Here is a 26390-nt window from a genome sequence, read left to right on the forward strand (position 1 = left end):
AAACAACCAACTTGGGAGCGGTTATTCTTTGACCAATTTTTCGACGGCGCTTCCCGTTTCCGTACTAATCTTGATAAAGTAAATGCCTTTCGGTTTGTCTGAAATATCGAGCGTTGTAGCCGGGGCATTGGCGATAGCAGTCTGTAAAATACGTCCTTGCACATCAAACAGCGTCACCGTTTGGATTGCAGAATTTGCCTTGATGTGGACCGTATTTTTGGCCGGGTTCGGATAAATGCCGATGCTCTGGTCTTTGGTAAAAACGGCCTGGGCCAATGTGGCGAATGTCGTGCGGGCTTCATTGGTTGCGATCGGGTGGTTGTAATCGAAATAAATATCGGCATCGTTGGCCACCATATCGCCGTTGCTCAGCGTTTCAAGCGTCTTGACCTTGAACAGTACATTGCCGTGGCCGCCGATCGCATGGGTAGCCGATGGCGGCAGGTTGATGTTTTCAAAAATAAACTCGACCGTATTGGCGCGTACGCTGACCTGCACCGGATGCGAACTGTTGAGCACCTGCAACGAGCTGATGTCGAACATTGTCGGATCGATTACATCCTTGACCACGACATTGATCGCATCGGCGGTTCCGACGTTTTCAAAATTGATGTTGTAGTGCAGGTATTTGCCAATCTCGGAAACATTGACATATTCGCCTTCGAGACAGATTTTTTCGTTCGGGTCAAAAGCATTGACCACTTCCTGCGCGAGGTTGCAGATGTTGTCCAATGGCGACTCGTCAAGCCCCGGCGTAGCCACTACCTGAGCCACAAAATTGAGCACATCGCCGGCGTTTACAGGAGGCGTTTCCGAAGGCGTATTGGTGCGCAGCGTCACAATGATCTCGCGGCTTTCAAAAGGCATGATGTTCGTGAAATTGAAGCCAAGCGAATTGGGCAATTGCGTATCGGGCAGCACCGTCGAGCTGATGTATTGCATCTGCGGATGGTTGAACTGGAACGATACCAAACCCGAAAGTGTCTGGTTGCCCTTGTTCTTGTAGACGATTTTGTAACGCGTTTCAAAACCTGGTCTTGGCTGGCCGAGCGCGGCGATGGCGATTTCCAAATCCGGGTGGACGCCATTGGCCGAAATACAGAAATCCTGTACCGAAACACTCTGGTCTACCAAAGGGAAATTGACCGAGCCGCTGGCCGGCGTAAAGTTAAAGAAAGCCGCATTTTCTATATCGGGAGCCCAGTTAAAAGTGCCGGCCTGGGTCAAAAAGGAATAGTTTCCACTGGCGTTGGTAAACGCCGATCCGGTTTCATTTCCATCGTCGATGGTGACCTTGATGAACGGCTGGTGTGCATCCGAAGCGTCACATCCATTGTTGTTGGCATCAAAAGTAAAGGTTCCCGAAATCGTGTTGTAGTCGCCGCCCGGCGTAAATGTGCAATACGAATTGACCACAGTGGTCAGCCCTGCATCGGCCAAGGCAGTCGCGATCGCATCGATCTGTGCGTCATCGGCACAAATGTATTGCAGCGAATTGCCTAAAAAAACCTGTCCGTTGATGATGTTGTTTTCGATCGATCCGTTCTTGATGTACAAGGTCTGCATCCCGTTCGAGAACGTATACAAATCGACCAGCAACGGATTGTTGCTGCAATCGAGCGTCGTGAGGTTGTTCGAGGCCAGGTACAATAATTTGAGCTTGGACAATGTAGACACATCCAACGTGCTGAGATTGTTGCTGCCGGCATGAAAGGTCTCGAGCAAGACAAGCATTGTCACGTCAAGTGTATTGACCGGGTTGCCCGTGGTGTCCAGATAAATCAATCCGGTGTTGTTTGAGAAATTGAGTGATCCAATCGTATTGAAACCGCAATCCAAAGTATTGAGTAGCGGCGACCCGGACAAATTGAGCGCTGTCAAGGCATTCGAACGGCAATACAAATACGCAAGGTTGGGCAGCATGGTCACATCGAGCGAAGTGATCGCGTTGCCGCTGCACTGGATTCCGGCCAGCAGTAAATTTTGCGAAACATCGAGCGCGGTAATCTGGTTGTTGCCACATTCGATCCATTCCAACGCGGGCAAGGTCGTGATGTCGAGTGCGCCCAGTTGGTTGTTGTTGAGGGTCAGGTAGCGCAGGAACTGCAATCCGCCCACATTGATCGTGGTCAGGTTGTTGTTGTTGGCGTTGATGCTGCGCATGTTGGTAAAGCTTTGGATGCCCTGCAGGTTGTTGATGCCAAGCATTTTTAGGTTGAGCATGTACACCGCATCGGCTTCGCTTTGTTCGATTTCGCCACTGCTGTCGGCATCGAGTGTCATCGGCAGGTAGTCGAAACCGATCGCCACGGCTTCGTATTGGTCATCCGATGCGTTCGCAGTAAGCAAAGCCGTCTTGAAGATCGGATCGGGGATGTTGATAATCTGTGCGCTGACCGACCCGGCCAACAGCAGCAGTAGGAGTAGTATCTTTTTCATCATGGTTGGTTTTTTTCCGGGGTACAGATTTCGAAATGAAACCGTACTTCGGGTGATTAACATTTTGCTTTGACTTATTCCTTTATGATTTGCTCCACCTTGATTCCGTCTGCAGTCGTAATCTTGAGGAAATAAATGGCATTGGATTGTTGGGAAAGATCCAATGTGGTTGTGTTCTTATTTTCAATGGCTGTCTGTAAAAGACGTCCCTGCACATCAAAAACGGCTATGTTTTGGATGTTGCTTTTGGCTTGTACCGATACCAATCCCTTGGCCGGATTAGGGTAGACGACCACGCTTGCATCGGTTTTGAATTCGCTGCGTTTGAGCGTATTGAAGGTCGTCCGTGCCTCATTGGTCACGATCGGATGGTTGTAATCGAAAAAGATGTGTGCGGTATTGGTCACCATGTCGCCTTCTTCGAGTGTCGGCAAGGTCTTGATCTTGAACAATACATTGCCATGCCCGCCAATTGGGTTGGTGATGGACGGCGGCAGGTTGATGTTTTCGAAAATGAATTCCACCTTGTTGCCCGTCAGCAGCACGCGCACTGGATGCGAGGCATACATGATTTGCAAAGTCGAAAGATCGAATTGGTCTGTATTGATGAGGTCTTTGATGACCACATTGGTCGCTTCGGTAGTCCCGATATTTTCAAAATTGATGTTGTAGTGCAAATATTCGCCGATTTTTTCAGGCGTCACGAATTCACCCTCGAGACAGGTCTTGTCGTTCGGGTCGAGCGCATTGGTGACCACTTGGTTGAGGATGAAATAATTGTCGTTGGGCGTCGGATCATCCGACAGGAAATTCATGCCCGCATTGAAGTGCAGGATGTCGCCTTCGTTGACCGGTGGCGCATCGGTTGGGTCATTGACAGCCAACCAGAAATCGATGGTACGCACTTCGAACGGGAGCAGGTTGCTGTAGTTCCAGGTCAATAAATTGTCGGTCTGTGCAGACGTTGCGACGCTGGCCGAAACAAAATCCAACCGGTCGCCTTGAAAAGCCACGCTCACCTGACCCGACATGATTTGGTTGCCCTTGTTCTTGTAAACGAGTTGGTAATGCGCGTTGAATCCCGGCCGTGCATTGAGCAACGGCAGCAACACGATTTCCATGTCGGGATGGTAACCGTTGGCGGTCAGGCAAAAATCACGAACGATTGTCGAATTGTCGAGCAACGGGAAATTGGCCGTAGCCGATACCGGCGAAACATTAAAATAGGTAGGCTGCTCGAGTTGCGGCGTCACGGTATGGTTGCCCACGCCGGTATAAAAAGTATAGTTTCCGGAACCGTTGATGTAAGTGGCTTCCGAACTTGGCCCGGCAATGTTGACGCGCAAATAATCGGCGTTGATGTCGCTGGCGTCACAACCGTCGTTGTCGAGGTCGAAACTGATGTGCCCGGTAATGGTGTTGTAATCGCCGCCAGGAAAGAAGCTGCAATACGAACTCACGACAGCCGTCGCATTTCCATCGGTGTTGACTTCGGTTTGTACCGCGGCAAGTTGGCCTTCATCGGCACAAATGAAATCAATGTTCGGACTGGTAGTGAGATTGAACGTTTCATTGCGGCCGTTTTTCATGTAAACCGTTTCGAGCAAAGGCCCGCCGCAACCAAAACTTTGCAACAGGGTCAGGTTGGAAACATCAACCGTCGTCAGCGGGTTGTAGTTCACACCGAAAATGGTCAGTTTGTTATTTGCCGAAACATCCACCGAAGTAAGCTGGTTGTAAGCAAGTGATACATTATTAAGGTTGGGACATCCCGAAAGGTCAACCGAGGTGAGGCTGTTGATTCCGGCATTGATGGTCAACAGGTTTGGGTTGTTGCCCAGAATCAACGAAGTAATGCTGTTGGTTTGGCATTCCAAAGTTTCCAATAGGGTACAGTTGCTTACATCGAGTGTCGTCAAATCGCCATGGTTCGTGTGAAGATACTTGAGGTTGGTCAGGTCAGAGAGATCGATTTGCGTAAAATCATTCACTTCACACATCAGGTTCTTCAGGTTGCTCAATCCGCTCAAGTTTAGCGATGGAATGTGATTGTGGTTAATGTAGGCGCCTTGCAGGTTCGGGAAAACACTCAAATCCAAAGGATGCGAAATGTTGTTGTAAGAGCAGTAGATCGTAACCAGGTTCGGGGAATTGCTGAGGTCGAATACCGAAATCTGGTTGGAATACGCATGCAAAACCTTGAGGTTTACAAAATACTCGATTCCTTCTATGCTCGAAATATTGCAGTTATTGATGTAAAGCCTGGTGATCAGCGCGGCTTCTGCTACTTCAATTTCTCCATTGGCATTGGTGTCGATGGTGCAGTTGATGTTGCTCGACGGATTTTCCGCATTCGAAGCAATATTGGTGCTCGGGGAAGCCGCCAGCAATCTTGCCTTGAAATTGGCGTCCGGAATGTTGATGATTTGCGCGTTGGCCCATCCGGTGATCAGTAGTAATAGGAGTAATGCTTTCTTCATGGTGTTTGTTTTGCTTGCTTTGGAAATTTATTCTTTGACGATTTTCTCGACTTTGGTTCCTTGCTCGGTCGTGATTTTGAGCAAATAGAGACCGTTTTGTTTGCCGGAAACATCAAGTGTCATGTTCGGATGATTTCCGATTTTAGTTTCAATCACGCGTCCCTGTACATCAAACAGCGAAACGTTTGTGATCGCCGATTGCGCTTTGATTGTGATCCTGTTTTTAGCCGGATTCGGATAGATTTGTACACTTTTGTCGGTTGTGAATTCCTGCGCCTTGAGTGTGGAAAATGCCGTACGTGCCTGGTTGGTTTCGATCGGATGGTTGTAATCGAAATAAATATGGGCGGTATTGGTTACGATGTCGCCGATTTGGAGCGTAGCCAAGGTCTTGATCTTGAACAATACGTTGCCGTGTCCGCCGATCGGATCGAGGTTTGAAGGCGGCAGGTTGATGTTTTCAAAAATGAATTCCAGTTTGTTGCCATTCAGTTGCGCGCGCATCGGATGCGAACTGTCCAAAATCTGCAAGGTACTGAGGTCAAATTTATTCGAATCGAGAATGTCCTTGACCACGACATTGATCGCATCGGCCGTACCGACATTCTCGAAACTGATGTTGTAGTGCAGGTAATGGCCAATCATTTCCTGGTCGATGTATTCGCCTTCGAGGCAGGTTTTGTGGTTGGGATCCACCGAATTGACCGCCATTTGGGTCAGGGCGAAATTATTGTCCGCCGGGGTTTCATCTCCTGAAGCCGGGTTGATCAGCGCGGTGAAATGCAACAAATCGCCATCGTTCACCGGCGGGGTGTCGGTAGGTGCATTGACCCCAAGCGTCACCATAATCGTGCGGCTTTCAAACGGCAGCAGGTTGGTGTAATTGAACCCGATGGAACCCGCAAGCACTTGGTCCGGTGCCGGAGAAGCCGAGACAAAATCGAGCAACGGCTCCTCGTAAAAAAACACGGCATTCCCCGAAAGCGTTTGGTTTCCCTTGTTTTTGTAAACGATTTTATAAACCGCATCAAAACCCGGGCGCGCCGCGACAAAAGGCACAATGGCGATTTCCACATCGGGGTGCACGCCATTGGCGGTCATGCAGAAATCCTGTGTGGCCGTCAAATGATCATTCGATGGAAAATTGACCGTAGCATTAGGCGGGCTAAAGTTAAACCAGGCTGCATTTTCGATGGCCGGCGTAAGCGTAAATTCGCCATCATTCGTAAAGAAATGATATACGCCCAAGTTGTTGGTAAATGCTGTGCCGGTTTCGTTTCCATCATCAATGGTTACCTTGAACATCGGACATTGGATGTCTTCACTGTCACAGCCATTGTTGTTGGAATCAAAATGGGCAGTACCGCTGATGGTGTTGTAATAGCCGCCCGGAGTGAACGAACAATAAGATCCGATCATCCAGTTGTCTACCGGGACCGATTCGATTTGCGCATTCAAACCAGCGATTTCATTTTCATCGGCGCAGATGTATAAATTGGCAACCGACTCGTTGCTGACTTCGGTCAGATCAAAATTACCGCTTTCGTCATAACCGTTTTTAAGGTTCAAGAACTGGAGCGGCGTGTCATAAAACAACAGTCGGCCGTTTTGGGTAATCTGTGCCTGGCTCAGGTCGAGCGTGGTCATTGGGGTAAAGGCAATCTGCAGGTCATTGAATTGACCGGTAAGATTGAGCGTCGTAATCGGGTTGTTGCTCACACGCAGCCACTCCACCGAATGGACGGTCAGGCTCGTCAATAAGTTATCGTCCAGCAAAACGGCAACAAACGGAACCAAATGGTTGGTTAAATCCAACGAAGTGAGCAGGTTATTCTGCGCCTGTAAGGTCTGAAGATTGGGATTGATGATCAAGCTTGTAAGGCTGTTGTTCTTGCAGTAAAGTTGTTCGAGGTTGCCCAGCATGCTCACATCCAAAGTCGTAAGCGAATTTTCACTGCAAAGCAGGAATGTCATATTGTTGAAAAATTCAATACCCGTAAGATCGCTTATTCCGCCTACCCTGACGTCGAGCTGATCTACGTTTTGGATTTCCTGTACCGAAATTTCGCCATCGTGATCACTATCGAGCGTTAAACTGAGACCGTCGCTGTTGTATGCGACATTTTGTAAACCAGAAGACAACAACATGGACTTAAACGCCGGATCGGGAATATTGATGATCTGCGCCAGTGCAAATCCGGGGAGGAGCATGAGGAAGAAGTACAGTTTTTTCATAATCCGTTGTTTTGGTGTTTGTTGTGCAATTCGATGATAAATGTAACCCAAGTGCTGGCTGCTTTTTTACGCCATTTAGAATTCGGTGTCTCCGACTTAGAATTCGCTACAGCGCCTTAATCAAATCCTGCAGCCGCTCTTTCTTGCGCTGCGAAATCGGGATGTTCGTGTTGTCGGCCATGATCACATAACCGCCGTCGTTCTTGATGTAGGATTTGAGGTAGGACAAATTGATCAAATGCGATTGGTGAATGCGCTCGAACCCATGTTCGCCCAACAATTCCTCATATTCTTTCAATGTTTTCGAAATCAGGAGCGGTTTGTGGTTCTTGATGTAAAACTTCGTGTAATTGTCCTGCGATTCGCAACGGATGATGTCCGAAATCTCAAACAAATGGATCCCATCCGAAGTCGACAGGGCAATTCTTTTGAAATTGTCCACTTTCTTGCGGATGTTTTCGAGCAACAGATCGATGTGCTCGAACGAATTGTTTTTCTCCAGGGTTTCCTTGATCTTGGCCACGGTTTTCTGCAATTCTTCGGGATCGACGGGCTTCAAGAGAAAATCGAGCGCGCTGAATTTAAAAGCCTTCAAAGCATATTGCTCGTGTGCCGTAATAAATACGATGTGCGACGAGGTTTTGCCATGCGTCCGGACCACTTCCTCCAAAATGTCGAAACCGGTTCCGTCGCTCAAATGGATGTCGAGGAACACGACCTGCGGTTTGTATTTTTCCATGGCGACAATGCCCGTCTTGACGCTTTCGGCCTCGCCGATGATTGCAATTTCTGGGAAATAACGGTCGAGCATGCTTTTCATGCCTTCGCGCAAATGTTGGTCGTCGTCGATGAGTATGGCTGTAATCATATCCTGATTTTTGTATCTGATGTGTATTGGATCGGAAGCGAAATGACGACCTTGGTGCCCGCCGGTTCGCCCGCCGTATTGGTGATTTCTTCAATGGTGACGTTGGCCGATTCCGAAGTCGTGGCTTCCATCATCTCTAGTCTTTTCTTGGTGATTTCGAGTGCCATCGATTGGTGCGCCTTGACCGAGTTTTCCTTCATCGTCTTTGAGGTCTGGAACCCGATGCCGTCGTCGGTGATCGTACAGACGAATTTGTTGTGTTGGATGTCGAAATTCACTTCGATCGAACCATTGCCTTCCTTGGGAACCATGCCGTGCAGGATCGCATTTTCGACAAACGGCTGGATCAAGAGCGGCGGCAGCGCCATGTCGTCCTCGATGTCCGGGCTCGAGGTGATGACGAATTCAAATTTCTTGTTGAAACGCAACTGTTCGAGTTCGAGGTAATTCTGCAAGCCTTCGATTTCTTTGTCGATCGGGATCAAGGAACCTTTCGAATATTCGAGCGTCAGTCGCATCAGTTTGGAGAATTTCGACAAATACTTGATCGCCGAATCGGTACCGTTCTGTACGATGAAACTCGAAATCGACCCGAGACAATTGAACACGAAATGCGGGTTCATCTGCAAATGCAACGCTTTTTGTTCGTATTCGGCGACTTCCTTTTGCAGCGTCAGACGGCGTTTGATCTGCAAACGGTTGTAGGTCACGAAAATCAAGACAAGCAACAATAGACCGCCAATGATCAGGAATAAGGTCATTTGTTGCTGGCGTTTGTTTTGTTCGATCAGCAGCGCTTCTTTCTTTTCATATTCCGAGTTCATTTCGGCGCGCACGAACTTTTTGGTGTTCTCATCGTTCTCGAGCGCTTCCTTGACCTTGATGTAGGATTTGTAGTGCTCGAAAGCTTTGCCCTGGTCGCCCAATGCCGTGTAGATTTCGCTGAGTAATTTTTCCGATTCCTTGATCTGGTCGGGCGTACCGATGGCTTTGGCCAACGCCAGCGATTGTTCGACTGACGCCAAAGCCTCCCGGTAGTTCCGCTCTTTAACATACAATTCTCCCATGCTGTAATGCACCAGCGAGATACCGAATTTGTTGTCCATTTCGCCATACAGCTTCAGCGATTGGTGGTAATATTGCAACGCCAGTGCCGTGTTGTTGTTCTTTTTGTAATAGTCGCCAAAATAATTCTGCAATAAGGCAAAACCCCTTTTGTTATCGATGGTGGCGAAGAATTTCTGGGCTTTTTGGTAGTATTCCAAAGCCTTGGCATTGTTGCCCATTTCGAAATGAATCACCCCGATATTGGTCAGCGTTACCGCCTGGCTCTGTTCGCCCGTTTCATGCTGGATTTGCAACGCCTTTTGGAAATAGTCAAGCGCTTTTTGCAGATGTTCCTGCGATTTGTAAACGATGCCGATGTTGTTGTAGATTTTGGAAATGCTCGGCTTTTGCCCGATCTGCTGGTAGATTTTGAGCGCCTTGAAATAATTTTCGAGCGAACGCGAATAATCGTTTTCTTCCGAATAAACCACACCGGCACTAGCATAAGCACGCCCCAATCCGTTTTTGATGCGGTTGATTGCTATTCCGGAGGGCGAGGCGAGCAGTGTCTCGAAATGTTTTTGTGCCTGCAGGAAATCCTGTCGTGCGGCCGGATAATTACTCAGGATGACCTGGGCATTTCCTTTGTTGAGGTAGGCGTTGGCGATACCGAAATTGTAGTGGCTTTGCTGTGCGAGTTGTTGCGCTTTGGCAGCATAGAATCGGGTCGAGTCTGGATTGGTCTCGCGAAATTGATGCCCCAGCGCATTAAAGAGGTTGACTTTGGCCGTGTCGGTTTGGGTTACCTGTAACACGCGTTTCAAACTGTCAATCACGGGTTGCTGGGCCTGCGAGAACGTACTCGCGCCAAGCAGCAGCATACACAGCAAACGGGTCAGGTATCTATTTTCCAAAATGCAGTCGTTAAAGTTAACTGCAACAAATATATAGGAAGTTTAGGCAAAAAATAGGGCCAATGAGAATTCGTCGGTTTTGGGTTAGAATTTGAAAAAATTACATTTTGATGATTTTCCGCGTATCATTTCCAAACCCACTTTCGGTAAACATTTGCAGCAGGTAAATTCCAGGAGAAAAATCCGACAGGTCGATGTATTCCGAATTGGTTCCCGATCCATAGTACCGCAATAATTTGCCCGAAATGTCGTATAATTTGAACAGCGTAAAATTCTCGATGCCGTTCACCACCACGTGGTCATAGGTGGGGTTCGGGGCAACTATCGGCGCGATTTGACATTTTTCGTTGACTTTCGGGTTCAATCCGATGCTGTTCGCATAGTTTTTCACCTTGTAAACCAACCAGGAATCGGCACAAACAAAGAACAGGCTGTAATTGCCGTCGAGCACGAGTTTGTAATTGACATTGTCCATAATCGGTGAAGCCTCGAGGTTGGCCATGTTGAGATAGGCTAATTTCGGGTTTTGCTCAAGGTTGAGTTCCATCAGCCTGCTGTGCCAACTGATGTCGAACTGTATAAAGGCGTTGTAACTGGCATCCAGGTGGCTTACTTCGGTATTTTGCAGCTTCAATGTTTTAAGCGCATTGTGCGAACAATCGATGTTGCGTTCGGGCTGTTCAAGTGTGCTTAGGTCGCTTAGGTCGAGTGTTTCGATCCGGTTGTACGCGCATTCGAGTTCTTTGAGTTTTTTGTTGTTGTTCACGACCAGCGAAGCGAGTTTGTTGTAGTTGCAACTCAGGCTCATGAGATTCCCCGTGTTGTCCATAACCAGCGACTCCAATTCATTGTAGTCGCAAAAGAGGGATGCAAGGCTCGTATTTCCGGAAATGTCGAGCGATTGCAATCGGTTTCCGTTAGAGCGGATCGTTTTGAGGTTGCCCAAATTCTTGACATTCAGGGAACGCAGTCCACTGTAATCGGCCCAAATCGTTTCAAGGGCGGGACAGCCAGAAAAATCAAGGCTTTCGAGGTTTCTCGAATAACTTTGGTCGATCCTGAAAAATTTGAGCTTGGGGAGGTTTCCGACCGTCACGTTAGCCAAGGCGCTTTTCGAAAAATTCACTTTTTCAAGGTTGACCAATCCCGTCAAATCGACCTGCTCGAGCAAAGTCGACTCCATTGCGATTTCCTTCAAGGCGACGGCCCCCGAAAGATGGAGGCTCTGGACCGGATTGACCGATGCCGTTAGCATTTCCAGGCTGCTGCATCCGCTCAAGTTGATGCTGCCAAGCGTGCCGTGATTGTAGAGACAGATCAATGTCTTGAGGCTGGCCATGTCGTGCAAATCGATCTCATAAATCCGGGTGTTGTTGAGTCTTAAATACTCCAGGTTGTTGAACTGTCGGATACCGGTGATATCGTGGACATTGGTGTTGGTGTTGATGTTGATTGAAGTGACCGCATTGGCTTCGTCTTGGTCGATCTCACCATCCGAATTGGTGTCGAAACCATGGTTGTTCGGGTAACCGTGCGTAAGGGCATATTTGAAAGCGGCGTCAGGAATATTGATGATTTGCGCCTTGCTGCCCAAACAAAAGAGCAGGAAAAAAAACAGCAGCTTCGTTTTCATAGGGTCGGTTTTTACAGTAAAGTTAATAAAAGGGAACCGTAAAGGGTTCATTTTTTTTACTTTAACAACTGAACCTGAATCCGATACCGTGTAGGTTTTCAATCGCAATCGGTTCATTGGCCAATATCTTGCGCAGGCGGGAAATGAAAACATCGAGGCTCCTGCCCATAAAATAATCGTCGTCGCCCCAAAGTGCCTTGAGGATTTCTTCCCTTTTCAAAACCACGTTTTTGTTGTCGAGGAAAAACTGTAGCAATTCGGCTTCGCGCTGGGTCAGCGTAATTTTTTCGTCGTCTTGCAGCAAGGTGTAATTGCGCGGATCGAATTGGAATTTTCCAACCGAATAGGTTTTCTCGGGCGTTTTGTTTTTTTGCGAGCGTTTGAGAAAAATCTCAATCTTGAGCAACAGTTCCTCGATGCTGAACGGTTTGACCAAATAATCATCGGCACCGAGCCGCAACCCCTTGATGCGGTCTTCCTTCAATGTTTTGGCCGACAGGAAAATAATCGGGACATCGAGGTTGGTCTTTCGGATTTCGGTTGCGATTTCAAAACCATCCCTTTTGGGCAGCATGATGTCGAGGATGCAGATGTCGAATCCGCCTTTGGAAAACGATTCGAGACAGGAATTTCCATCGGCACAATGCACGACTTCATAGCCCTGTTGCTCCAGGTTGTCTTTGGTCAGGAATGCCAAGGTTTCGTCGTCTTCGGCATAAAGGATTTTGAAGGCACTCATTGAATCGGGATTAGTAAGGTTATCGTAATGCCGTGATCGGGGTTGTTCGTAGCCGAAATTTTCCAACGGTGCAAGGTGCAAATTTTTTTGACATAATACAATCCGAGCCCAAAACCATTGACCTCATTGCTTTTCGTCGAAGGAATCCGGTAAAACTTGTCAAAAATAAACGCGAGCTTTTTGGGAGGGATGCCGATGCCGTTGTCGGTGAATTGCATTTGGAGCATTTGTTTTTGCTGCGTCAGGCGGATTGTGATTTCGGGAACCTTTTCGCAATATTTAACCGAGTTGTCGATCAGGTTGTACACCAGGTTCGTGAAGTGGAACGCATCGGCTGCAATCGTATAATCGCGTTCAGCAATAATATTGACCGAAATGTGTTCGTGCTTGAGCTGGATGTTTTCGACCACGTCTTGCAGCACCGCCATGACCTTTACCTCGGAAATGTCCAGATCCAACGGTGCGTTGTCCGATTTGGCGATGTTGAGGATTTTCCCGATGTGGTCGTTGAGTTTGTTGCTTTGCCCGATGATGATCTCGGTGTATTTCTCCAATTTCTCATCCGATTGGATCGCGGGCTGTTTCTTCAAATAACTCGAAGCCAATAATATCGATGACAACGGCGTCTTGAACTCATGCGTCATGTTGTTGATGAAATCACGCTGCAGTTCCGAATATTTGCGCTGCTGCAAAATCGTAAAAATCGAATAGACGTACACGATCAAAATCACGATCAACGCGAGTGACAACACAAACCAAAACCGCAATGAACTGAACAGATAACTCGTCTCGTTCGGGAAACGGATCGCAAAATAATACACCAGATTCTTGTGCTTCGGGAAATATACCGAATGCTTGCCGCTGCTTTTCTGCAACGATACATAATTGCCATACACCATCTCGTCGCTGTGGCAATTGTACATCGCGTATTCGAAATCGGTCTGCAGGTTGATCTTGTCGAATTCGTGGCGCAGGTAATATTCCAAGATCTCGGGCTCGAAATCATTGTCTACGTTCACGATGTAATAATCGTTCGAAACCTTTTGCACCGGGCTTTCGGCGGGCAACTCGTGGTTCGTGCCTTCGTATAATTTCTTCGCCACTTCAAGCAACGCAATGTGTGCTTTTTGCGAGAATTTCTTCTCCTCGAGCGTAAACGCCTGCCGCGTCCACAGCAATTGCGCGACGAGGATGCCGATGATCGCGGTCAGTCCGAAAAGGATGGTGATGTTGAGTTTGTTGATCTTCATTTTTAGGAGCTATTTCCCGCTTTCGCCTATATCTTTTTTCTTCGTTCCTCAGTAAAAAGGATACCGGCTCTATCAGGGCTAGGGCAGCCGTTTTCATTTCACGAAAGTAGGTAAAAATTAAACGAAATTTCCCGCTTAACAAGTCATTAACAAACATTTGAAAGCGGTTAACAGCGACTCCCAGATGGTTGAAATACTTTTGGACTGTTCAAAAGGAACAAATCAATCAGCAACTTTAAAACTCTTAAATTATGAAAGCACTTAAAATCTCTGTTTTGGCCATTGCATTTGGTTTTGGCCTCGTATCATTCACCGCAAAAGAAGTATCGGTAGATCCAATCACCAAAACGGCAACGACTTCACCTGTTTCTTGGAAAAGCGAAACCATCGATGTGGGCAACATCCCACAAGGCACGCCAAAGTCACTCGATTTCGAATTCAAGAACACCGGTAAAACCGATATCATCATCACCAACGTCAAAGCGGCTTGCGGCTGTACCGCCACCGATTACACCAAAACCCCAATCAAACCGGGACAAAATGCCAAAGTAACGGCCACTTACAACGCAGCCAACAAAGGCGCCTTCACCAAAACCGTTACCGTAACGACCAACGCAGAAGAAACCCCAAAAGTGCTCACTTTCAAAGGAACTGTGATCTAAGAATTGGTTAATAATAGGTTAGTTAGAACGAAAAACGCCGAAGGAAACTTCGGCGTTTTTTATATCTGAAAATCTGACGATCCGATAATCTGAAAATCAATTAAGCAGGTTCTCCGTACAAATCGAATTCAGTCGCGTCGATGATTTTAATATTCGTGAAATCACCGGTCTTGAGGTAAAACTTCGAAGCGTCGATGAGTACTTCATTGTCTACATCCGGGCTGTCGAATTCGGTTCTTCCGACAAAATGCCCGCCTTCTTTGCGATCAATGACACATTTAAACGTTTGCCCGATTTTTTCCTGGTTCAATTCCCATGAAATCTGCGATTGGATTTCCATGATTTCGTTGGCGCGTTGCTGCTTGACTTCGGCCGGGACGTCATCTTCGAGCAAGAACGCGTGTGTATTTTCTTCGTGTGAATAAGCAAAACAACCGAGGCGTTCGAATCGCATTTCTTCGACCCAATTCTTGAGGATTTGGAAATCTTCTTCGGTTTCGCCCGGATAGCCCACGATCAAGGTGGTGCGAATGGTCATTCCCGGAACGGCTTCGCGGAATTCTTTGAGCAATTTGGTTGTCTTTTCTTGTGTCGTTCCACGGCGCATCGATTTGAGGATTTTATCTGAAATGTGCTGCAATGGAATATCGAGGTAATTGCAAATTTTAGGTTCGCGTTTCATGAGTTCCAACACATCCATCGGAAAACCAGTAGGGAAGGCGTAGTGCAGACGAATCCATTCGATGCCTTCGACCTTGGCCAGCGCTTCGAGCAATTCGGCGAGGTTTCTTTTTTTGTATAAGTCGAGTCCGTAATAGGTCAAATCCTGTGCGATCAAAATCAATTCCTTGACGCCGTCTTTGGCCAAGCCTTCGGCTTCCTTGACCAATTTTTCAATTGGCTGCGAAACGTGTTTGCCACGCATCAATGGAATCGCACAAAAACTGCACGGTCGGTCGCAACCTTCGGCAATCTTGAGGTAGGCGTAATTTTTTGGGGTCGTGGTCAAACGTTCACCGAGCAATTCGTGTTTGTAATCGGCGCCCAAGGCTTTCAACAGCAACGGCAATTCGGTCGTGCCGAAATAGTTGTCGATGTTCGGGATTTCCTTTTGCAAATCAGGCTTGTAGCGTTCGGATAAACAACCGGTCACGAAAACCTTGTCCACGATACCGCGTTCTTTTTTATCGGCATATTCGAGAATCATGTTCACCGATTCGGCTTTGGCATTGTCGATAAACCCGCAGGTATTGATGACAATGATGTTGCCTTCTTCGGCCGCCGGGGCTTCATGGGCAACCTCTTTTCCGTTGGCGCGCAATTGGCCCATCAATACTTCGCTGTCGTATACGTTTTTCGAGCAGCCCAAAGTGATGACGTTGATCTTATTCTTTTTTAAGGATTTGGTTCTCATTGCTTTAAATTAATGCCTTTTGTGATTTGAGGGTGCAAAAGTACGTTTTTTATTTCGTTGGATGGTATTGTTGGGTAAATTTTGTGAAGCTGCTTTGAAGCAAATAAAAACCGTTGCGGTTGGGCAACGGTTTCAATTGAAATTTTATGATTGTTATTTACCACAATTCAAAAACCGCTCCAAGCGAAACGTTATTGTAGCAGGCTTTGTTTTTTACAACATCGGTAAGACCTTGGGAGAAAAGCGGCAATTCGCTGTCGCGTTGCATGTAAGTGTAAGACAAATCGATTCTGGCGCGGCTGAACTGGTAACCGAAACCACCTGAATAACTCGTCAGGTCGCCGAGGGTCTTTTTGTTTTCGTATGGGCTTTCTTCATATCGGAAACCACCACGGAGACTCCAGCTTTTTACCCGCAATTCACCGCCAACACGCAATTCGCCTGCAACGGCCAAATCATTTGAAATGGCGTCGTTGATGGGTCTGAAATAGCTATCGTTGGGACGGAAGCGGTTGTTGCCGTAGTCTTTGAGGGAATAATCGACGCTGATCAAACCGTATTTGCCGAACACATAAGCAAGACTTCCGGTGAATTTGCCCGGTGTACGCAAATTGTACGGATCGTAAAGCGTCACAAAATTGGAATCGGATGTCGCCGAATTGTAGCCGTTCTGGTAATTGGAACCATTGGTGTAAACAATCTGGAATACTTCGTCCTCGAATTCGTACCAGGTAGGCGATTCATACGCCAATCCGGCACGCAAGGATGAGGTGATTTTGGCAATGGCACCGATTTGAAACGAGAAACCATTTCCATAGGTTTCGGTGTAATTGTCGAAAGTGACGTTCTTTACACTTGGACGGCCCGTCAAAGGTTCATTGTTGTTGGACTCATAAAAACTAGAAGCCTTGGTGTAGCTCGAAAAATAAGTATTGAGGTTGAGCCCGATATAGAACCGGTCGTTGTAGGCTGCCGAGGCATTGAACGACAGTTTGCCGTTGTAACCGGTTGTTTCGGTATAGACATCTTGGTAATACGAACCCGCCGGGACATTGGAAACAAAGGTAGTGCTGTTTAAATTTCCGCCCGCCGGATCGATCACATAGGCGCTGTAACCCATAAAGGCTTGGCGTTCACGCAATGAAAGTTCGCCAAAATAAGCATTGTCATACACCGTTCCGGGCAGTCCCAATTGGTTGGCATAGCTTGTGAAATAATCCCCGATAGAGTTGTTCGGATTGGTTCCCGCACTGTAATAGGTGTTGTCAAAACTGTTGGTATTGTCATAATTGACCGACAAGGCGAATTTTTTCCAACCTGTATTTTGTATCGGGCTGTTGAATACGAAGACTACGCCGGCCTGGTTCAAATCGAAAGAGACGTTCGAATCGGAGGTTTTGCTGCCAAAGAAATCAGATTCGTTCTTGGTGTTGTAGTTGCTCAAGGTAATCCCGACTTGGCTCTTGGCAAAAATCGCTGATCCAGCCGGATTTACATTGATGGCGGATAGGTCGCCGCCGACGGCTCCAAATGCACCGCCCATGGCGCGAAACCTTGCCGATCCATTGATGTTTTCCTGCGAATAGCGCAAGGCGTCGGAAACTTCCTGCGCTTGTAGGGCAGAAAATGCCAATCCTGCCAAAAGGAGAGAGAAATATTTTTTCATAATAGATTTTTTTTCAAAAAAATACCTATGATTCAACTGTAGTCAAAACATAGGTATGCATAAGATTCATGTTTTTATCTTCTTCCGCCGCCACCGCCGGATCTTCCGCCACCGCCTCCGTAGCTGCCTCCACTGCTTCCAGAAGAATAAGATCTTGAAGGAGCCGAAGGTGAGGAGTAGGAGCTGTTGCTTCTGGTTGGGGCGCTATTGTATCTTGGTGTGCTGGTTTGCGTTTGTGGCCTCACATTGCTGTTGGTCGTTGTTCTTGGCGTAGAATTGTAATCCCTGGTGCCACCTGTATTGACCCTCGGGTTTCTTGGCGTGCCGCTGTAGTTGTAGTCGCGGCTGCTGCGTGTTCCGTTAGAGTAGGAGCCACGGGTGCCGCTATTGTAGTAAGTGTTTCTTGAACTGCGCGGCGTGTAATAACTACTGTTTCTGCCGCCAGTACTGATCACGTTCCTGTAGCCAGAAGAACGTCGGCCACCATAAACGTATCCATTGTTGTAGTAGCCATTGTAGCCCCAGTAGTTGCTGTAGTACGGGTGGTACCATCCGGAATAACCATATCCGTAATAAGGATAAGGGCTCCAACCCCAACCGTAATAGGAAGGGCCATACCAGGAGTTCCATCCCCAGCCCAAGTTCCATCCCCAGTAACCGGAATACCAGCCTGTGTTCCATCCCCAACTGTTGTCATAGACATTGACGACCACGGTTTCGGGATTGCTTCCCCAACCGGCATTGCCTGAATAGTTGTCGTAATTGTTCTCTGTGTTTTCGTAATTGTCGGATCTGTAATTCTCCACGTCGGTAAAAATCTGATCCGGTTCGCTTTGGCTGTTTTCCTGCAACGAACCGAAATAGTTTTTGTATTGACTGCTTTGTGAAGTGTTTTGATTGGAATTTTCAGATCGGCTGGAGCCTCCGTAAATTCCATCTCTCTCATCAGTCGAAGTGTTCTGATAAGCGCCACAAGAAGTAAAGAGAATGCTTAAAAATCCAAATACTGCGTAGCCAGAAGTTTTTAGTATAGAAAAATTGGTTTTCATAATCTGTAGCAATTTTTATTGTTGGACTATACAAAAATAGTTAGTTTTGCCGAACTATTTAGTTAAATAAAATTAAACAATTTTTGTGCCAAAACAAGCGCTATGAGCAAGAACCTAACTACACGCGAAGAAGATTATTCAAAATGGTATAACGAACTGGTGGTCAAGGCTGATTTGGCCGAGAATTCTGGTGTTCGAGGCTGTATGGTGATCAAACCTTACGGCTATGCCATTTGGGAAAAAATGCAGGCCGAATTGGACCGAATGTTCAAGGAAACCGGACACAGCAATGCCTATTTTCCGTTGTTTGTTCCCAAAAGCATGTTTGAGGCCGAAGAAAAGAACGCCGAAGGGTTTGCCAAAGAATGCGCGATTGTTACGCACTACCGTCTTAAAAATGACCCGGATAAACCAGGAAAATTGATGGTGGATCCAAACGCCAAGCTTGAAGAAGAACTCATCGTTCGCCCAACCAGTGAAGCGATTATTTGGTCAACCTACAAAGGTTGGGTGCAATCGTACCGCGATCTGCCTTTGCTCATCAACCAATGGGCGAATGTAGTGCGTTGGGAAATGCGTACGCGATTGTTTTTGAGAACTGCCGAATTCCTCTGGCAGGAAGGTCACACGGCACACGCCACTCGCACCGAAGCCATCGAGGAAACCGAACAAATGATGAATGTATATGCCGATTTCGTCGAGAATTTCATGGCGATTCCGGTCATCAAAGGACTAAAAACGGCCAATGAACGTTTTGCCGGAGCCGAAGAAACCTATTGCATCGAAGCCTTGATGCAGGACGGAAAGGCACTGCAAGCAGGAACGTCGCATTTCTTGGGGCAGAATTTTGCCAAAGCATTTGACGTGAAGTTCGCCAATGTAGAAGGCAAGCTCGAACACGTTTGGGGAACTTCGTGGGGCGTTTCTACGCGTTTGATGGGGGCGCTCGTCATGACGCATTCCGATGACAAAGGTTTGGTATTGCCGCCGAATTTGGCGCCAACCCAAGTGGTGATTGTGCCAATCCACAGAACCGACGAGCAACTGGAAGCCATCAATCAAGTCGCCAACGATCTGGTTTCCGAATTCAGGAAACGCAAGATTTCGGTCAAATACGACAACAGGACCACCTTGAAGCCGGGATTCAAATTCAACGAATACGAACTCAAGGGCGTTCCGGTGCGCATCGCCATCGGGCCGAATGACCTCGAGAACGGTACTTTCGAGGTGGCGCGCCGCGATACGTTGTCCAAAGAAGTCATTGCGAAAGACAATGTAGTCAACCATATTGCCGACTTGTTGGACCAGATCCAGAAAGATTTATTCGATAAAGCATTGGATTACAGAAATACACACATCACCGAGGTGTCCAATTTCGATGAATTCAAGGACATTCTTGAAAACAAAGGCGGCTTTGTTTCAGCCCATTGGGACGGCACGCCGGAGACCGAAGAAAAGATCAAGGAACTCACCAAAGCCACCATCCGTTGCATTCCTTTGGGACGCAAAGAAGAGGCGGGAAGCTGTGTGTTTACGGGGGAACCATCAGTCGGGCGTGTGCTTTTTGCCAAGGCATATTAAAAAAAGATAAAAAAAAATGCGCAGGCTCTTGCGCGAATAAAAAATAGCTGTATCTTTGCATCCGCATTACAGCAGTTGGCCCGTTCGTCTATCGGTTAGGACGCCAGGTTTTCATCCTGGTAAGGGGGGTTCGATTCCCCCACGGGCTACCAAGTTACAAGTTCAGTAAAAAATTGGAATTGACAAATTAAACCGAACTAGAGGAATAAACGGTCCGTTCGTCTAGGGGTTAGGACGCCAGGTTTTCATCCTGGTAACAGGGGTTCGATTCCCCTACGGACTACAATCAGTTAAAATACATTACAAGAAAAAATGGCAAATCATAAGTCAGCTTTAAAAAGAATCAGAAGCAACGAAAAGAAAAGAGTGTTGAACAGATACCAACACAAAACCACTCGTAACGCCATCAAAGCGTTGAGATTGTCTACAGACAAATCAGATGCTTCTGCTAAATTATCCGCCGTAATCTCTATGATCGATAAATTGGCTAAGAAGAACATCATTCACGATAACAAAGCGGCCAACCTGAAATCAAAATTGACCAAGCACGTTACAAAATTGTAATCGGCTGCAACGATACTAAAAAGCGCTCACATTGTGGGCGCTTTTTTTATGCCTTTTTGTTTCCTGAAAATCTTTGGGTGTCAATTCTGGGGAATGGCTAAACGGTCAGTCGACGTGCCATAAATTGCATCATGACACAATAAAAAAAGCGTTCAAATAACTGAACGCTTTTTTTATTGTATTCTGTTTCCGTTTCAAAAAATCTTCTTCAAATCCTCGAGCATTTCCTTGGTGATCGGTTTGGACATGAAATCGATGACCATCGGGTAGGTTTTGGATTTGCTGATGTCTCTCGGGTCGATCGTGGACGAGAGGACAATCACTTTCGTATTCTTGAAAACCGTCATGTATTCGGGTTTGGAGAATTCATCGAGGAATTCCCAGCCGCCCATGACGGGCATGTTCAAATCAAGTAAAATCAATTGCGGATAACGTCCGATGTCTGAGCCAAGCGTGTTGAGTTTGAGCTCGTCAAAATAGTTTATGGCTTCCTCCCCGTTTTGCGCCGTAATCACTTCTTGGGCGAAGGAAGATTTAGAAATGACCATTTTGCACAACATCAGTGTGATCGGGTCATCGTCTACGCATAAAATTAAATCAAGCATTGTAATAGGTTATTTTTTAAAAGTTAATGTAAATGTGGTGCCTTTGTCGACTTCGCTTTCTACCTGGATGCTGCCGCCCATGGTTTCGATTTGGGATTTTACAAGATATAAGCCAAGTCCTTTGCTGTCTGGGTAATTGTGGAAGCGCTGGTACAGCCCGAAAATCTTGTCGCGGTTGCGCTCCATATCGATCCCGATGCCGTTGTCTTTGAAGACCAGCGTGATATCATCGCCCACTTCCTTGGAGGAAACATAAATGCGCAACGTTCTTTTCGGTGAGCGGTATTTGATCGCATTGGTGAACAAATTGAGCAAGATGCTTTCGAGATACGCCTTGTTGATGTTGAGGATCGTCACTTTTTCGAGCTCGATTTTGAGGATCGGCTTGTGCAAGCTGATCAGGAAACCAAGCTGGTTAAAGACGTTTTCAAATACGTCCTTGATCAATACTTCCTCTTTCTGGATCGACGGATTGTCCTTGATGATGACGACTTTTACCAAATCGTTGATCGTTTCATTGAGCAAATGCGTCGAGGTCGAGAAGCCGTTCAGAATTTCCTTGAGATCTCCGTTTTCCACCGGAATGTCTTCCATCAAATTGAGCAGGCCGGTCAAATTCGACAGTGGCGCGCGCAGGTTGTGCGAGGTGATGTACGAAAACTGTTTTAAATCCTTGTTGTTCTGTGTAAGTTCGCGAATGAGTTGCTCTTTTTCCTTTTCCTGTTTCTTTTCTTCGGTGATGTCGCGTTGGATCGAAATCCAGTGCGAATGTTCGCCTTCGCTGTTGGTGATCGGGATCATCGAAAAATTGATCCAATATTCCTCGCCGTTTTTCTTGTGGTTGAGCGTCTCGAATTTGAATTCCTCTTTCCTGCGCAAGGCTTCCGACAAACGTTTGATGTCGTTGCGCACCGATTGCCTGCCCATAAAAACCGTAGGCGATTTGCCGATGACTTCCTTGGATTGGTAGCCCGTCATTTGGGTGAAGGCGGGGTTGACGAACACGATTTTTGGGATGCCTTTGTTTGATTTTTCCGACTCGGTAATGATGACCGAATCCTTGGTTTGTGTAATCACGGTCTCAAGCAATTTGAGTCGCTGTTCTTCTTCCTTTTGTTTGGTGATGTCCTGGATCGCCCCGATCATCCGGATCGCGCTACCGTTTTCATCCTTGACCAGAAAGCCCCTGTCGAAAACATATTTGTAGGTGCCGTCGGCGCATTTGAAGCGGTATTCGTCCTGCCATTTTTCGGTCTTTTGCTCGATAAATGAATAGAGCTTGATCGACATCTTGATGCTGTCTTCGGGATGGATGCGGTCGAACCACCATTTCGAGGTTTTGCCGACATCTTCTTTGCGGTAGCCAAAAATCCCCTGGATTCCTTTGTTCCAGATGAAATCATCTTCCTGGATTTTCCAGTCCCAGATGGTGTCGCTGGTCGCTTTGGCTACGATGTCGTAACGTTCGTTCGACTCGCGGATTTCGTCGTTGTTTTTCTTGAGTTTTTCAAAGATTTTATTGTTCCGGACGTTGTTTTTCGAGATGGTATAATTGAAAATTACTCCCGAAATCAAGATAATTGCCAGGGTAACAGCCAGGTGGAAATTGGGTAGATTTTCAGCGGGAGAGAAGTGGGTCAATAGTTTGTGACTGATGACAGCCAAAAACATTAAAAAGATAATAAAAAGTAAAGATATTTTATTGACCTTGTTTTTCATTCCTCCAAATATAAATAATTTATTCTTTGTTTTGAATAACAGTTTGTAAACTCTGCCTTGAGTTTTTAACAAATTCGAGCCTAAAAAGTTAACAAACAGCAAAGTCTGCGAGAATGATTTTTTTTATCAAAATAAAGTGTACCTTTGCGCCCATTAAAAATCACAGATGGAATCTATCAGAAACATTGCAATTATTGCCCACGTCGACCACGGTAAGACTACTTTGGTGGATAAAATTATGTACCATTGCCAACTTTTCCGGGAAAACGAGAACACCGGCGACTTGATCCTCGACAACAACGATCTCGAACGCGAGCGTGGGATTACCATTACTTCAAAGAACGTTTCTGTAGTCTACAAAGGGACAAAGATCAACATCATCGATACCCCGGGACACGCCGATTTTGGTGGAGAAGTAGAACGTGTGCTCAACATGGCCGATGGGGTTTGCCTTTTGGTTGACGCCTTCGAAGGACCAATGCCGCAAACGCGTTTCGTACTCCAAAAAGCGATTGACCTCGGGCTCAAGCCTTGCGTGGTGATCAACAAAGTCGACAAGGAAAACTGTACGCCAGAGGAAGTGCACGAGAAAGTATTCGACCTCATGTTCGAACTCGGCGCCGAAGAATGGCAACTCGATTTCCCGACGGTTTATGGTTCTGCCAAAAACAACTGGATGAGCGACGATTGGAAAAACCAAACCGAAAACATCGAGCCGTTGCTCGACATGGTCATCAATAACGTTCCTGCGCCAAAAGTTTCTGAAGGTACCCCACAAATGCTGATTACCTCGCTCGATTATTCTTCTTTCACCGGACGTATCGCCATCGGTCGTCTCGAAAGAGGGGTTTTGAAAGAAAATATGCCGATTTCTTTGGTAAAGAGAGACGGCAAAATCATCAAATCGAGAATCAAGGAATTGCATACTTTCGAAGGACTTGGCCGTAAGAAAGTAGAGCAGGTCATTGCCGGGGATATTTGTGCCATCGTTGGAATCGAAGGATTTGAGATTGGCGATACCGTTGCCGATTTCGACAATCCGGAAGCACTCCAAACCATTGCCATCGACGAACCGACGATGAGTATGTTGTTTACGATCAACGATTCGCCATTCTTTGGTAAGGAAGGTAAATTCGTGACCTCGCGCCACATCAAGGACCGTTTGGCCAAGGAACTCGAGAAAAACCTCGCGCTTCGCGTAGCCGAAACCGACTCAGCCGATAAATTCATGGTATTCGGACGTGGTGTCTTGCACTTGTCGGTTTTGATCGAAACCATGCGTCGCGAAGGCTACGAACTCCAAATCGGGCAACCACAAGTTATCATCAAGGAAATCGACGGGGTCAAATGCGAACCGATCGAAGAATTGACAATCGATTTGCCGGAGCATTTGTCAGGCCGCGCAGTAGAATTCGTAACCGTACGCAAAGGCGAAATGTTGTCGATGGAAACCAAAGGCGACCGCATGATCATCAAATTCAATATCCCATCACGCGGCATCATCGGACTCAGAAATATGTTGCTCACAGCGACCGCAGGTGAAGCCATCATGGCGCACCGTTTCATCGGTTACGAACCGTACAAAGGTGAAATCGCGGGCCGTATCAACGGATCTTTGATTTCGATGGAAAACGGCAAGGCGATTCCGTATTCGATCAACAAACTGCAGGACCGCGGTAAATTCTTCGTCGATCCAAACGAGGACATTTACGAAGGACAGGTGGTTGGCGAGAACTCGCGTGCCGATGACATGACGATCAACATCACCAAAACCAAGCAGCTCACGAACTTCCGTTCAGCCGGTGCCGACGACAAGACGCGCATCACGCCTGCGATCAAGTTCTCGCTCGAGGAGGCTTTGGAATACATCCAAAAGGACGAATACGTAGAAGTGACGCCGAAATCGCTGCGTTTGCGTAAAATCTACCTCAATGAAAATGACAGGAAGCGTTTCAAAATCTAATTTGAAATCGAGATAAAAAGAAAGCCATTCTGAAAAGAGTGGCTTTTTTGTTGTTTTATTTTTTGAGGAATTTGACTGATTGTTCGTGTCCGCTATTGTCGCTAAGCTTGGCGATGTATAGTCCGGAATTCCAATCACCGGTGTCGATGGAAATAGGATGCAGGTCATGGCTTTTGTTGTAAACGACTTGTGCCAGAAGATTGGTGATTTTTACATTGACCATATTGGAAAAGTCATTTCCGACACGAATGTTCAAGGCTTCGCTGACCGGGTTGGGGAAAACCGACAAACTTTCTTTTGCGGATTCTGTAGTTCCGAGAAATTGGGTATCCACAACAAAACGTACCATCTTGAAATTGAAATCCGGGGCGTTGGTTCCCAAAACTTCAGTGCCGCCTGCAATTGTAAGTTTATTGTCTTTGAGAAACATCATGCCTCCTGCATTTCTGCTGGTGTAGGTAAATTGGAAACGGAATTTTCCTTGGTCGCCAAAAGCAGTGTCAATCTGTCCCTGCGGTGTAAACCTTACGACGAAAAGCGAATTGCTGCATGGCCCGACGGGACAATCTTCTATGCCATAGGCCAAGATGCTCTTGTCTTGGTTTACCACAAAATCGGTTAGTACTTCACCGTAAAAAGTGGCAGATTCTGCAATGCCCGTGGCCAAATCGATGCATTGGATCAGCGAATGCTCCGGATTATAGGTTAGGAACCATCCCTTGCCGTTTTGAATGAAAAACCGTTGGCGTTGGTATCCTTGTCCGGAGATGGGAAAACTTCCGTCGATCCCAAAAGAAGTATCCAGGTTTCCGTTGGCAGTGAATTTTGTTACTTTGGATTGGGCTGCTTGGCTCGACAATATGCCGGTTGACCATAAATAAAGCGAGCCGTCGTCTCCAATTCGCAATTCTTCGGGATAGGTCTTTTCCGGAAACAGATAATACTCTTTATAGCCGCTCGGATCAAATGTCAGGTCAAGGCTTCCGTCTGCATTGAGCCTGACCAATGCCAATTTTGACCAAGAAGGCGACGTTTTTTCGACGGCACAAATAATTTTGCCTTCGGCGGTGATTGCAAAATCCCTGACATGTTCATCTTCACCAAGATTAAACGTAGCGATTCCATTGACGCCAAAGGAAGCGTCCAGATAGCCGTTGGTGTCAAATTTATACACAGCACCGTCTATATAATTGAATTGTGGCACCGCAGGACCAATGGCCGATCCTGACATAAAGATGCTGTTTTCAATCGGTTTGACTGAATCTAAGCCATACGGGGGAAAACCCAATATGGTATTGTTGTTCATGGTATTGTCGGGGATGCCATCCTGATCAATCCTCTTAAGGTTTGATGCGCCAAGTAAAATAAAATCCTCTTGATTTTGCCAGTAGCAATAATGGGTGTCGGCATACAAGTAATTGGTGTTGACCATCCCATTAGTGCCGAAGGTTTGGTCTAACAGCAACTGGGCTTGTAAAACCGAGGAACAACCCAGTAAAAATAAAGGAAGTAAAGTCTTTTTCATCACGTAAAATTCTTACAGTAAATATAAAAAAAATCGC

At 46.7% G+C, this 26390-nt stretch carries 18 protein-coding genes and 2 tRNA genes; 6 read left to right on the top strand and 14 right to left on the bottom strand.

What is annotated here, in order from left to right; translation table 11 throughout:
- Positions 1-21: 21 nt before the first annotated feature.
- The 8 genes from QM717_RS13460 to QM717_RS13495 form a co-directional block, all read right to left on the bottom strand.
- Complete coding sequence (locus QM717_RS13460) at positions 22-2439, bottom strand: T9SS type A sorting domain-containing protein (RefSeq protein WP_415038114.1); 2418 nt, start codon at positions 2437-2439, stop codon at positions 22-24.
- 74 nt (positions 2440-2513) lie between these two features.
- Complete coding sequence (locus tag QM717_RS13465) at positions 2514-4919, bottom strand: T9SS type A sorting domain-containing protein (protein WP_415038116.1); 2406 nt, start codon at positions 4917-4919, stop codon at positions 2514-2516.
- 27 nt (positions 4920-4946) lie between these two features.
- Complete coding sequence (locus tag QM717_RS13470) at positions 4947-7154, bottom strand: T9SS type A sorting domain-containing protein (protein ID WP_415038118.1); 2208 nt, start codon at positions 7152-7154, stop codon at positions 4947-4949.
- Positions 7155-7260: 106 nt separating this feature from the next.
- Entirely contained in the window at positions 7261-8022 is a 762-nt protein-coding gene (locus QM717_RS13475) for a LytR/AlgR family response regulator transcription factor (RefSeq protein WP_415038119.1), read from the bottom strand.
- Positions 8019-9983 carry a tetratricopeptide repeat protein gene (locus tag QM717_RS13480; protein WP_415038121.1) on the bottom strand — a complete coding sequence of 655 codons (1965 nt, stop codon included), beginning with the start codon at positions 9981-9983 and terminating at the stop codon, positions 8019-8021. The genes QM717_RS13475 and QM717_RS13480 overlap by 4 nt, the downstream gene beginning before the upstream one ends.
- Before the next feature lie 100 nt (positions 9984-10083).
- Positions 10084-11616 carry a T9SS type A sorting domain-containing protein gene (locus QM717_RS13485; protein WP_415038123.1) on the bottom strand — a complete coding sequence of 511 codons (1533 nt, stop codon included), beginning with the start codon at positions 11614-11616 and terminating at the stop codon, positions 10084-10086.
- A gap of 61 nt (positions 11617-11677) precedes the next feature.
- The gene (locus QM717_RS13490) at positions 11678-12355 is read right to left on the bottom strand and encodes a response regulator transcription factor (protein WP_415038124.1); all 678 of its coding nucleotides are present in this window, start codon (positions 12353-12355) and stop codon (positions 11678-11680) included.
- Positions 12352-13605: a sensor histidine kinase gene (locus QM717_RS13495; RefSeq protein ID WP_415038126.1), complete on the bottom strand. Its 1254-nt coding sequence runs from the start codon at positions 13603-13605 to the stop codon at positions 12352-12354. Before QM717_RS13495 ends, QM717_RS13490 begins: the two co-directional genes overlap by 4 nt.
- Positions 13606-13856: 251 nt before the next feature.
- Here QM717_RS13495 and QM717_RS13500 point away from each other — a divergent pair, with 251 nt between their 5' ends.
- The gene (locus tag QM717_RS13500) at positions 13857-14267 is read left to right on the top strand and encodes a DUF1573 domain-containing protein (protein WP_415038127.1); all 411 of its coding nucleotides are present in this window, start codon (positions 13857-13859) and stop codon (positions 14265-14267) included.
- 100 nt (positions 14268-14367) lie between these two features.
- Here QM717_RS13500 and rimO read toward each other — a convergent pair whose 3' ends face one another.
- From rimO to QM717_RS13515, 3 genes are all read right to left on the bottom strand, one after another.
- Positions 14368-15681: a 30S ribosomal protein S12 methylthiotransferase RimO gene (gene rimO / locus QM717_RS13505; protein WP_415038129.1), complete on the bottom strand. Its 1314-nt coding sequence runs from the start codon at positions 15679-15681 to the stop codon at positions 14368-14370.
- 157 nt (positions 15682-15838) lie between these two features.
- Positions 15839-17347 carry an OmpP1/FadL family transporter gene (locus QM717_RS13510; RefSeq protein WP_415038131.1) on the bottom strand — a complete coding sequence of 503 codons (1509 nt, stop codon included), beginning with the start codon at positions 17345-17347 and terminating at the stop codon, positions 15839-15841.
- A 74-nt stretch (positions 17348-17421) separates the two neighbouring features.
- Positions 17422-18396, bottom strand: coding sequence for a hypothetical protein (locus QM717_RS13515; RefSeq protein WP_415038133.1), 975 nt, complete (start codon positions 18394-18396; stop codon positions 17422-17424).
- Between the two features lie 102 nt (positions 18397-18498).
- Here QM717_RS13515 and proS point away from each other — a divergent pair, with 102 nt between their 5' ends.
- From proS to rpsT, 4 genes are all read left to right on the top strand, one after another.
- Positions 18499-19977 (top strand): proline--tRNA ligase, encoded by a 1479-nt coding sequence (proS, locus tag QM717_RS13520; RefSeq protein ID WP_415038134.1) that lies wholly within the window; start codon positions 18499-18501, stop codon positions 19975-19977.
- A gap of 77 nt (positions 19978-20054) precedes the next feature.
- Positions 20055-20129, top strand: a tRNA-Glu gene (locus QM717_RS13525).
- 59 nt (positions 20130-20188) lie between these two features.
- Positions 20189-20260 (top strand) — tRNA-Glu (locus tag QM717_RS13530).
- A gap of 29 nt (positions 20261-20289) precedes the next feature.
- Positions 20290-20541: a 30S ribosomal protein S20 gene (rpsT, locus tag QM717_RS13535; RefSeq protein ID WP_415038136.1), complete on the top strand. Its 252-nt coding sequence runs from the start codon at positions 20290-20292 to the stop codon at positions 20539-20541.
- A gap of 194 nt (positions 20542-20735) precedes the next feature.
- Here rpsT and QM717_RS13540 read toward each other — a convergent pair whose 3' ends face one another.
- Both QM717_RS13540 and QM717_RS13545 read right to left on the bottom strand, forming a co-directional pair.
- Entirely contained in the window at positions 20736-21146 is a 411-nt protein-coding gene (locus QM717_RS13540) for a response regulator (protein WP_415038138.1), read from the bottom strand.
- A 9-nt stretch (positions 21147-21155) separates the two neighbouring features.
- The gene (locus QM717_RS13545; protein ID WP_415038140.1) at positions 21156-22721 is read right to left on the bottom strand and encodes a PAS domain-containing protein; all 1566 of its coding nucleotides are present in this window, start codon (positions 22719-22721) and stop codon (positions 21156-21158) included.
- Positions 22722-23031: 310 nt separating this feature from the next.
- On the opposite strand from QM717_RS13545, the gene typA reads away from it, so the two are divergent.
- A complete protein-coding gene (typA, locus tag QM717_RS13550; RefSeq protein WP_415038142.1) occupies positions 23032-24828 on the top strand; it encodes a translational GTPase TypA in 1797 nt (598 codons plus the stop codon).
- Between the two features lie 55 nt (positions 24829-24883).
- On the opposite strand, the gene QM717_RS13555 is transcribed toward typA, so the two are convergent.
- The gene (locus QM717_RS13555) at positions 24884-26353 is read right to left on the bottom strand and encodes a T9SS type A sorting domain-containing protein (RefSeq protein WP_415038144.1); all 1470 of its coding nucleotides are present in this window, start codon (positions 26351-26353) and stop codon (positions 24884-24886) included.
- Between the last annotated feature and the right edge of the window lie 37 nt (positions 26354-26390).

The organism is Flavobacterium sp., assembly GCF_047602195.1.
Classification (GTDB): domain Bacteria; phylum Bacteroidota; class Bacteroidia; order Flavobacteriales; family Flavobacteriaceae; genus Flavobacterium.

Excerpts from the sequence above, each read along its gene's own strand:
- QM717_RS13490 (WP_415038124.1), bottom strand. The coding sequence starts at position 12,355 with ATGAGTGCCTTCAAAATCCTTTATGCCGAAGACGACGAAACCTTGGCA.
- rimO (WP_415038129.1), bottom strand. The coding sequence starts at position 15,681 with ATGAGAACCAAATCCTTAAAAAAGAATAAGATCAACGTCATCACTTTG.
- typA (WP_415038142.1), top strand. The coding sequence starts at position 23,032 with ATGGAATCTATCAGAAACATTGCAATTATTGCCCACGTCGACCACGGT.
- QM717_RS13515 (WP_415038133.1), bottom strand. The coding sequence starts at position 18,396 with ATGAAAACCAATTTTTCTATACTAAAAACTTCTGGCTACGCAGTATTT.
- QM717_RS13495 (WP_415038126.1), bottom strand. The coding sequence starts at position 13,605 with ATGAAGATCAACAAACTCAACATCACCATCCTTTTCGGACTGACCGCG.
- QM717_RS13500 (WP_415038127.1), top strand. The coding sequence starts at position 13,857 with ATGAAAGCACTTAAAATCTCTGTTTTGGCCATTGCATTTGGTTTTGGC.
- QM717_RS13540 (WP_415038138.1), bottom strand. The coding sequence starts at position 21,146 with ATGCTTGATTTAATTTTATGCGTAGACGATGACCCGATCACACTGATG.
- proS (WP_415038134.1), top strand. The coding sequence starts at position 18,499 with ATGAGCAAGAACCTAACTACACGCGAAGAAGATTATTCAAAATGGTAT.
- QM717_RS13460 (WP_415038114.1), bottom strand. The coding sequence starts at position 2,439 with ATGAAAAAGATACTACTCCTACTGCTGCTGTTGGCCGGGTCGGTCAGC.
- QM717_RS13555 (WP_415038144.1), bottom strand. The coding sequence starts at position 26,353 with ATGAAAAAGACTTTACTTCCTTTATTTTTACTGGGTTGTTCCTCGGTT.
- QM717_RS13485 (WP_415038123.1), bottom strand. The coding sequence starts at position 11,616 with ATGAAAACGAAGCTGCTGTTTTTTTTCCTGCTCTTTTGTTTGGGCAGC.
- QM717_RS13470 (WP_415038118.1), bottom strand. The coding sequence starts at position 7,154 with ATGAAAAAACTGTACTTCTTCCTCATGCTCCTCCCCGGATTTGCACTG.
- rpsT (WP_415038136.1), top strand. The coding sequence starts at position 20,290 with ATGGCAAATCATAAGTCAGCTTTAAAAAGAATCAGAAGCAACGAAAAG.
- QM717_RS13510 (WP_415038131.1), bottom strand. The coding sequence starts at position 17,347 with ATGAAAAAATATTTCTCTCTCCTTTTGGCAGGATTGGCATTTTCTGCC.
- QM717_RS13465 (WP_415038116.1), bottom strand. The coding sequence starts at position 4,919 with ATGAAGAAAGCATTACTCCTATTACTACTGATCACCGGATGGGCCAAC.
- QM717_RS13475 (WP_415038119.1), bottom strand. The coding sequence starts at position 8,022 with ATGATTACAGCCATACTCATCGACGACGACCAACATTTGCGCGAAGGC.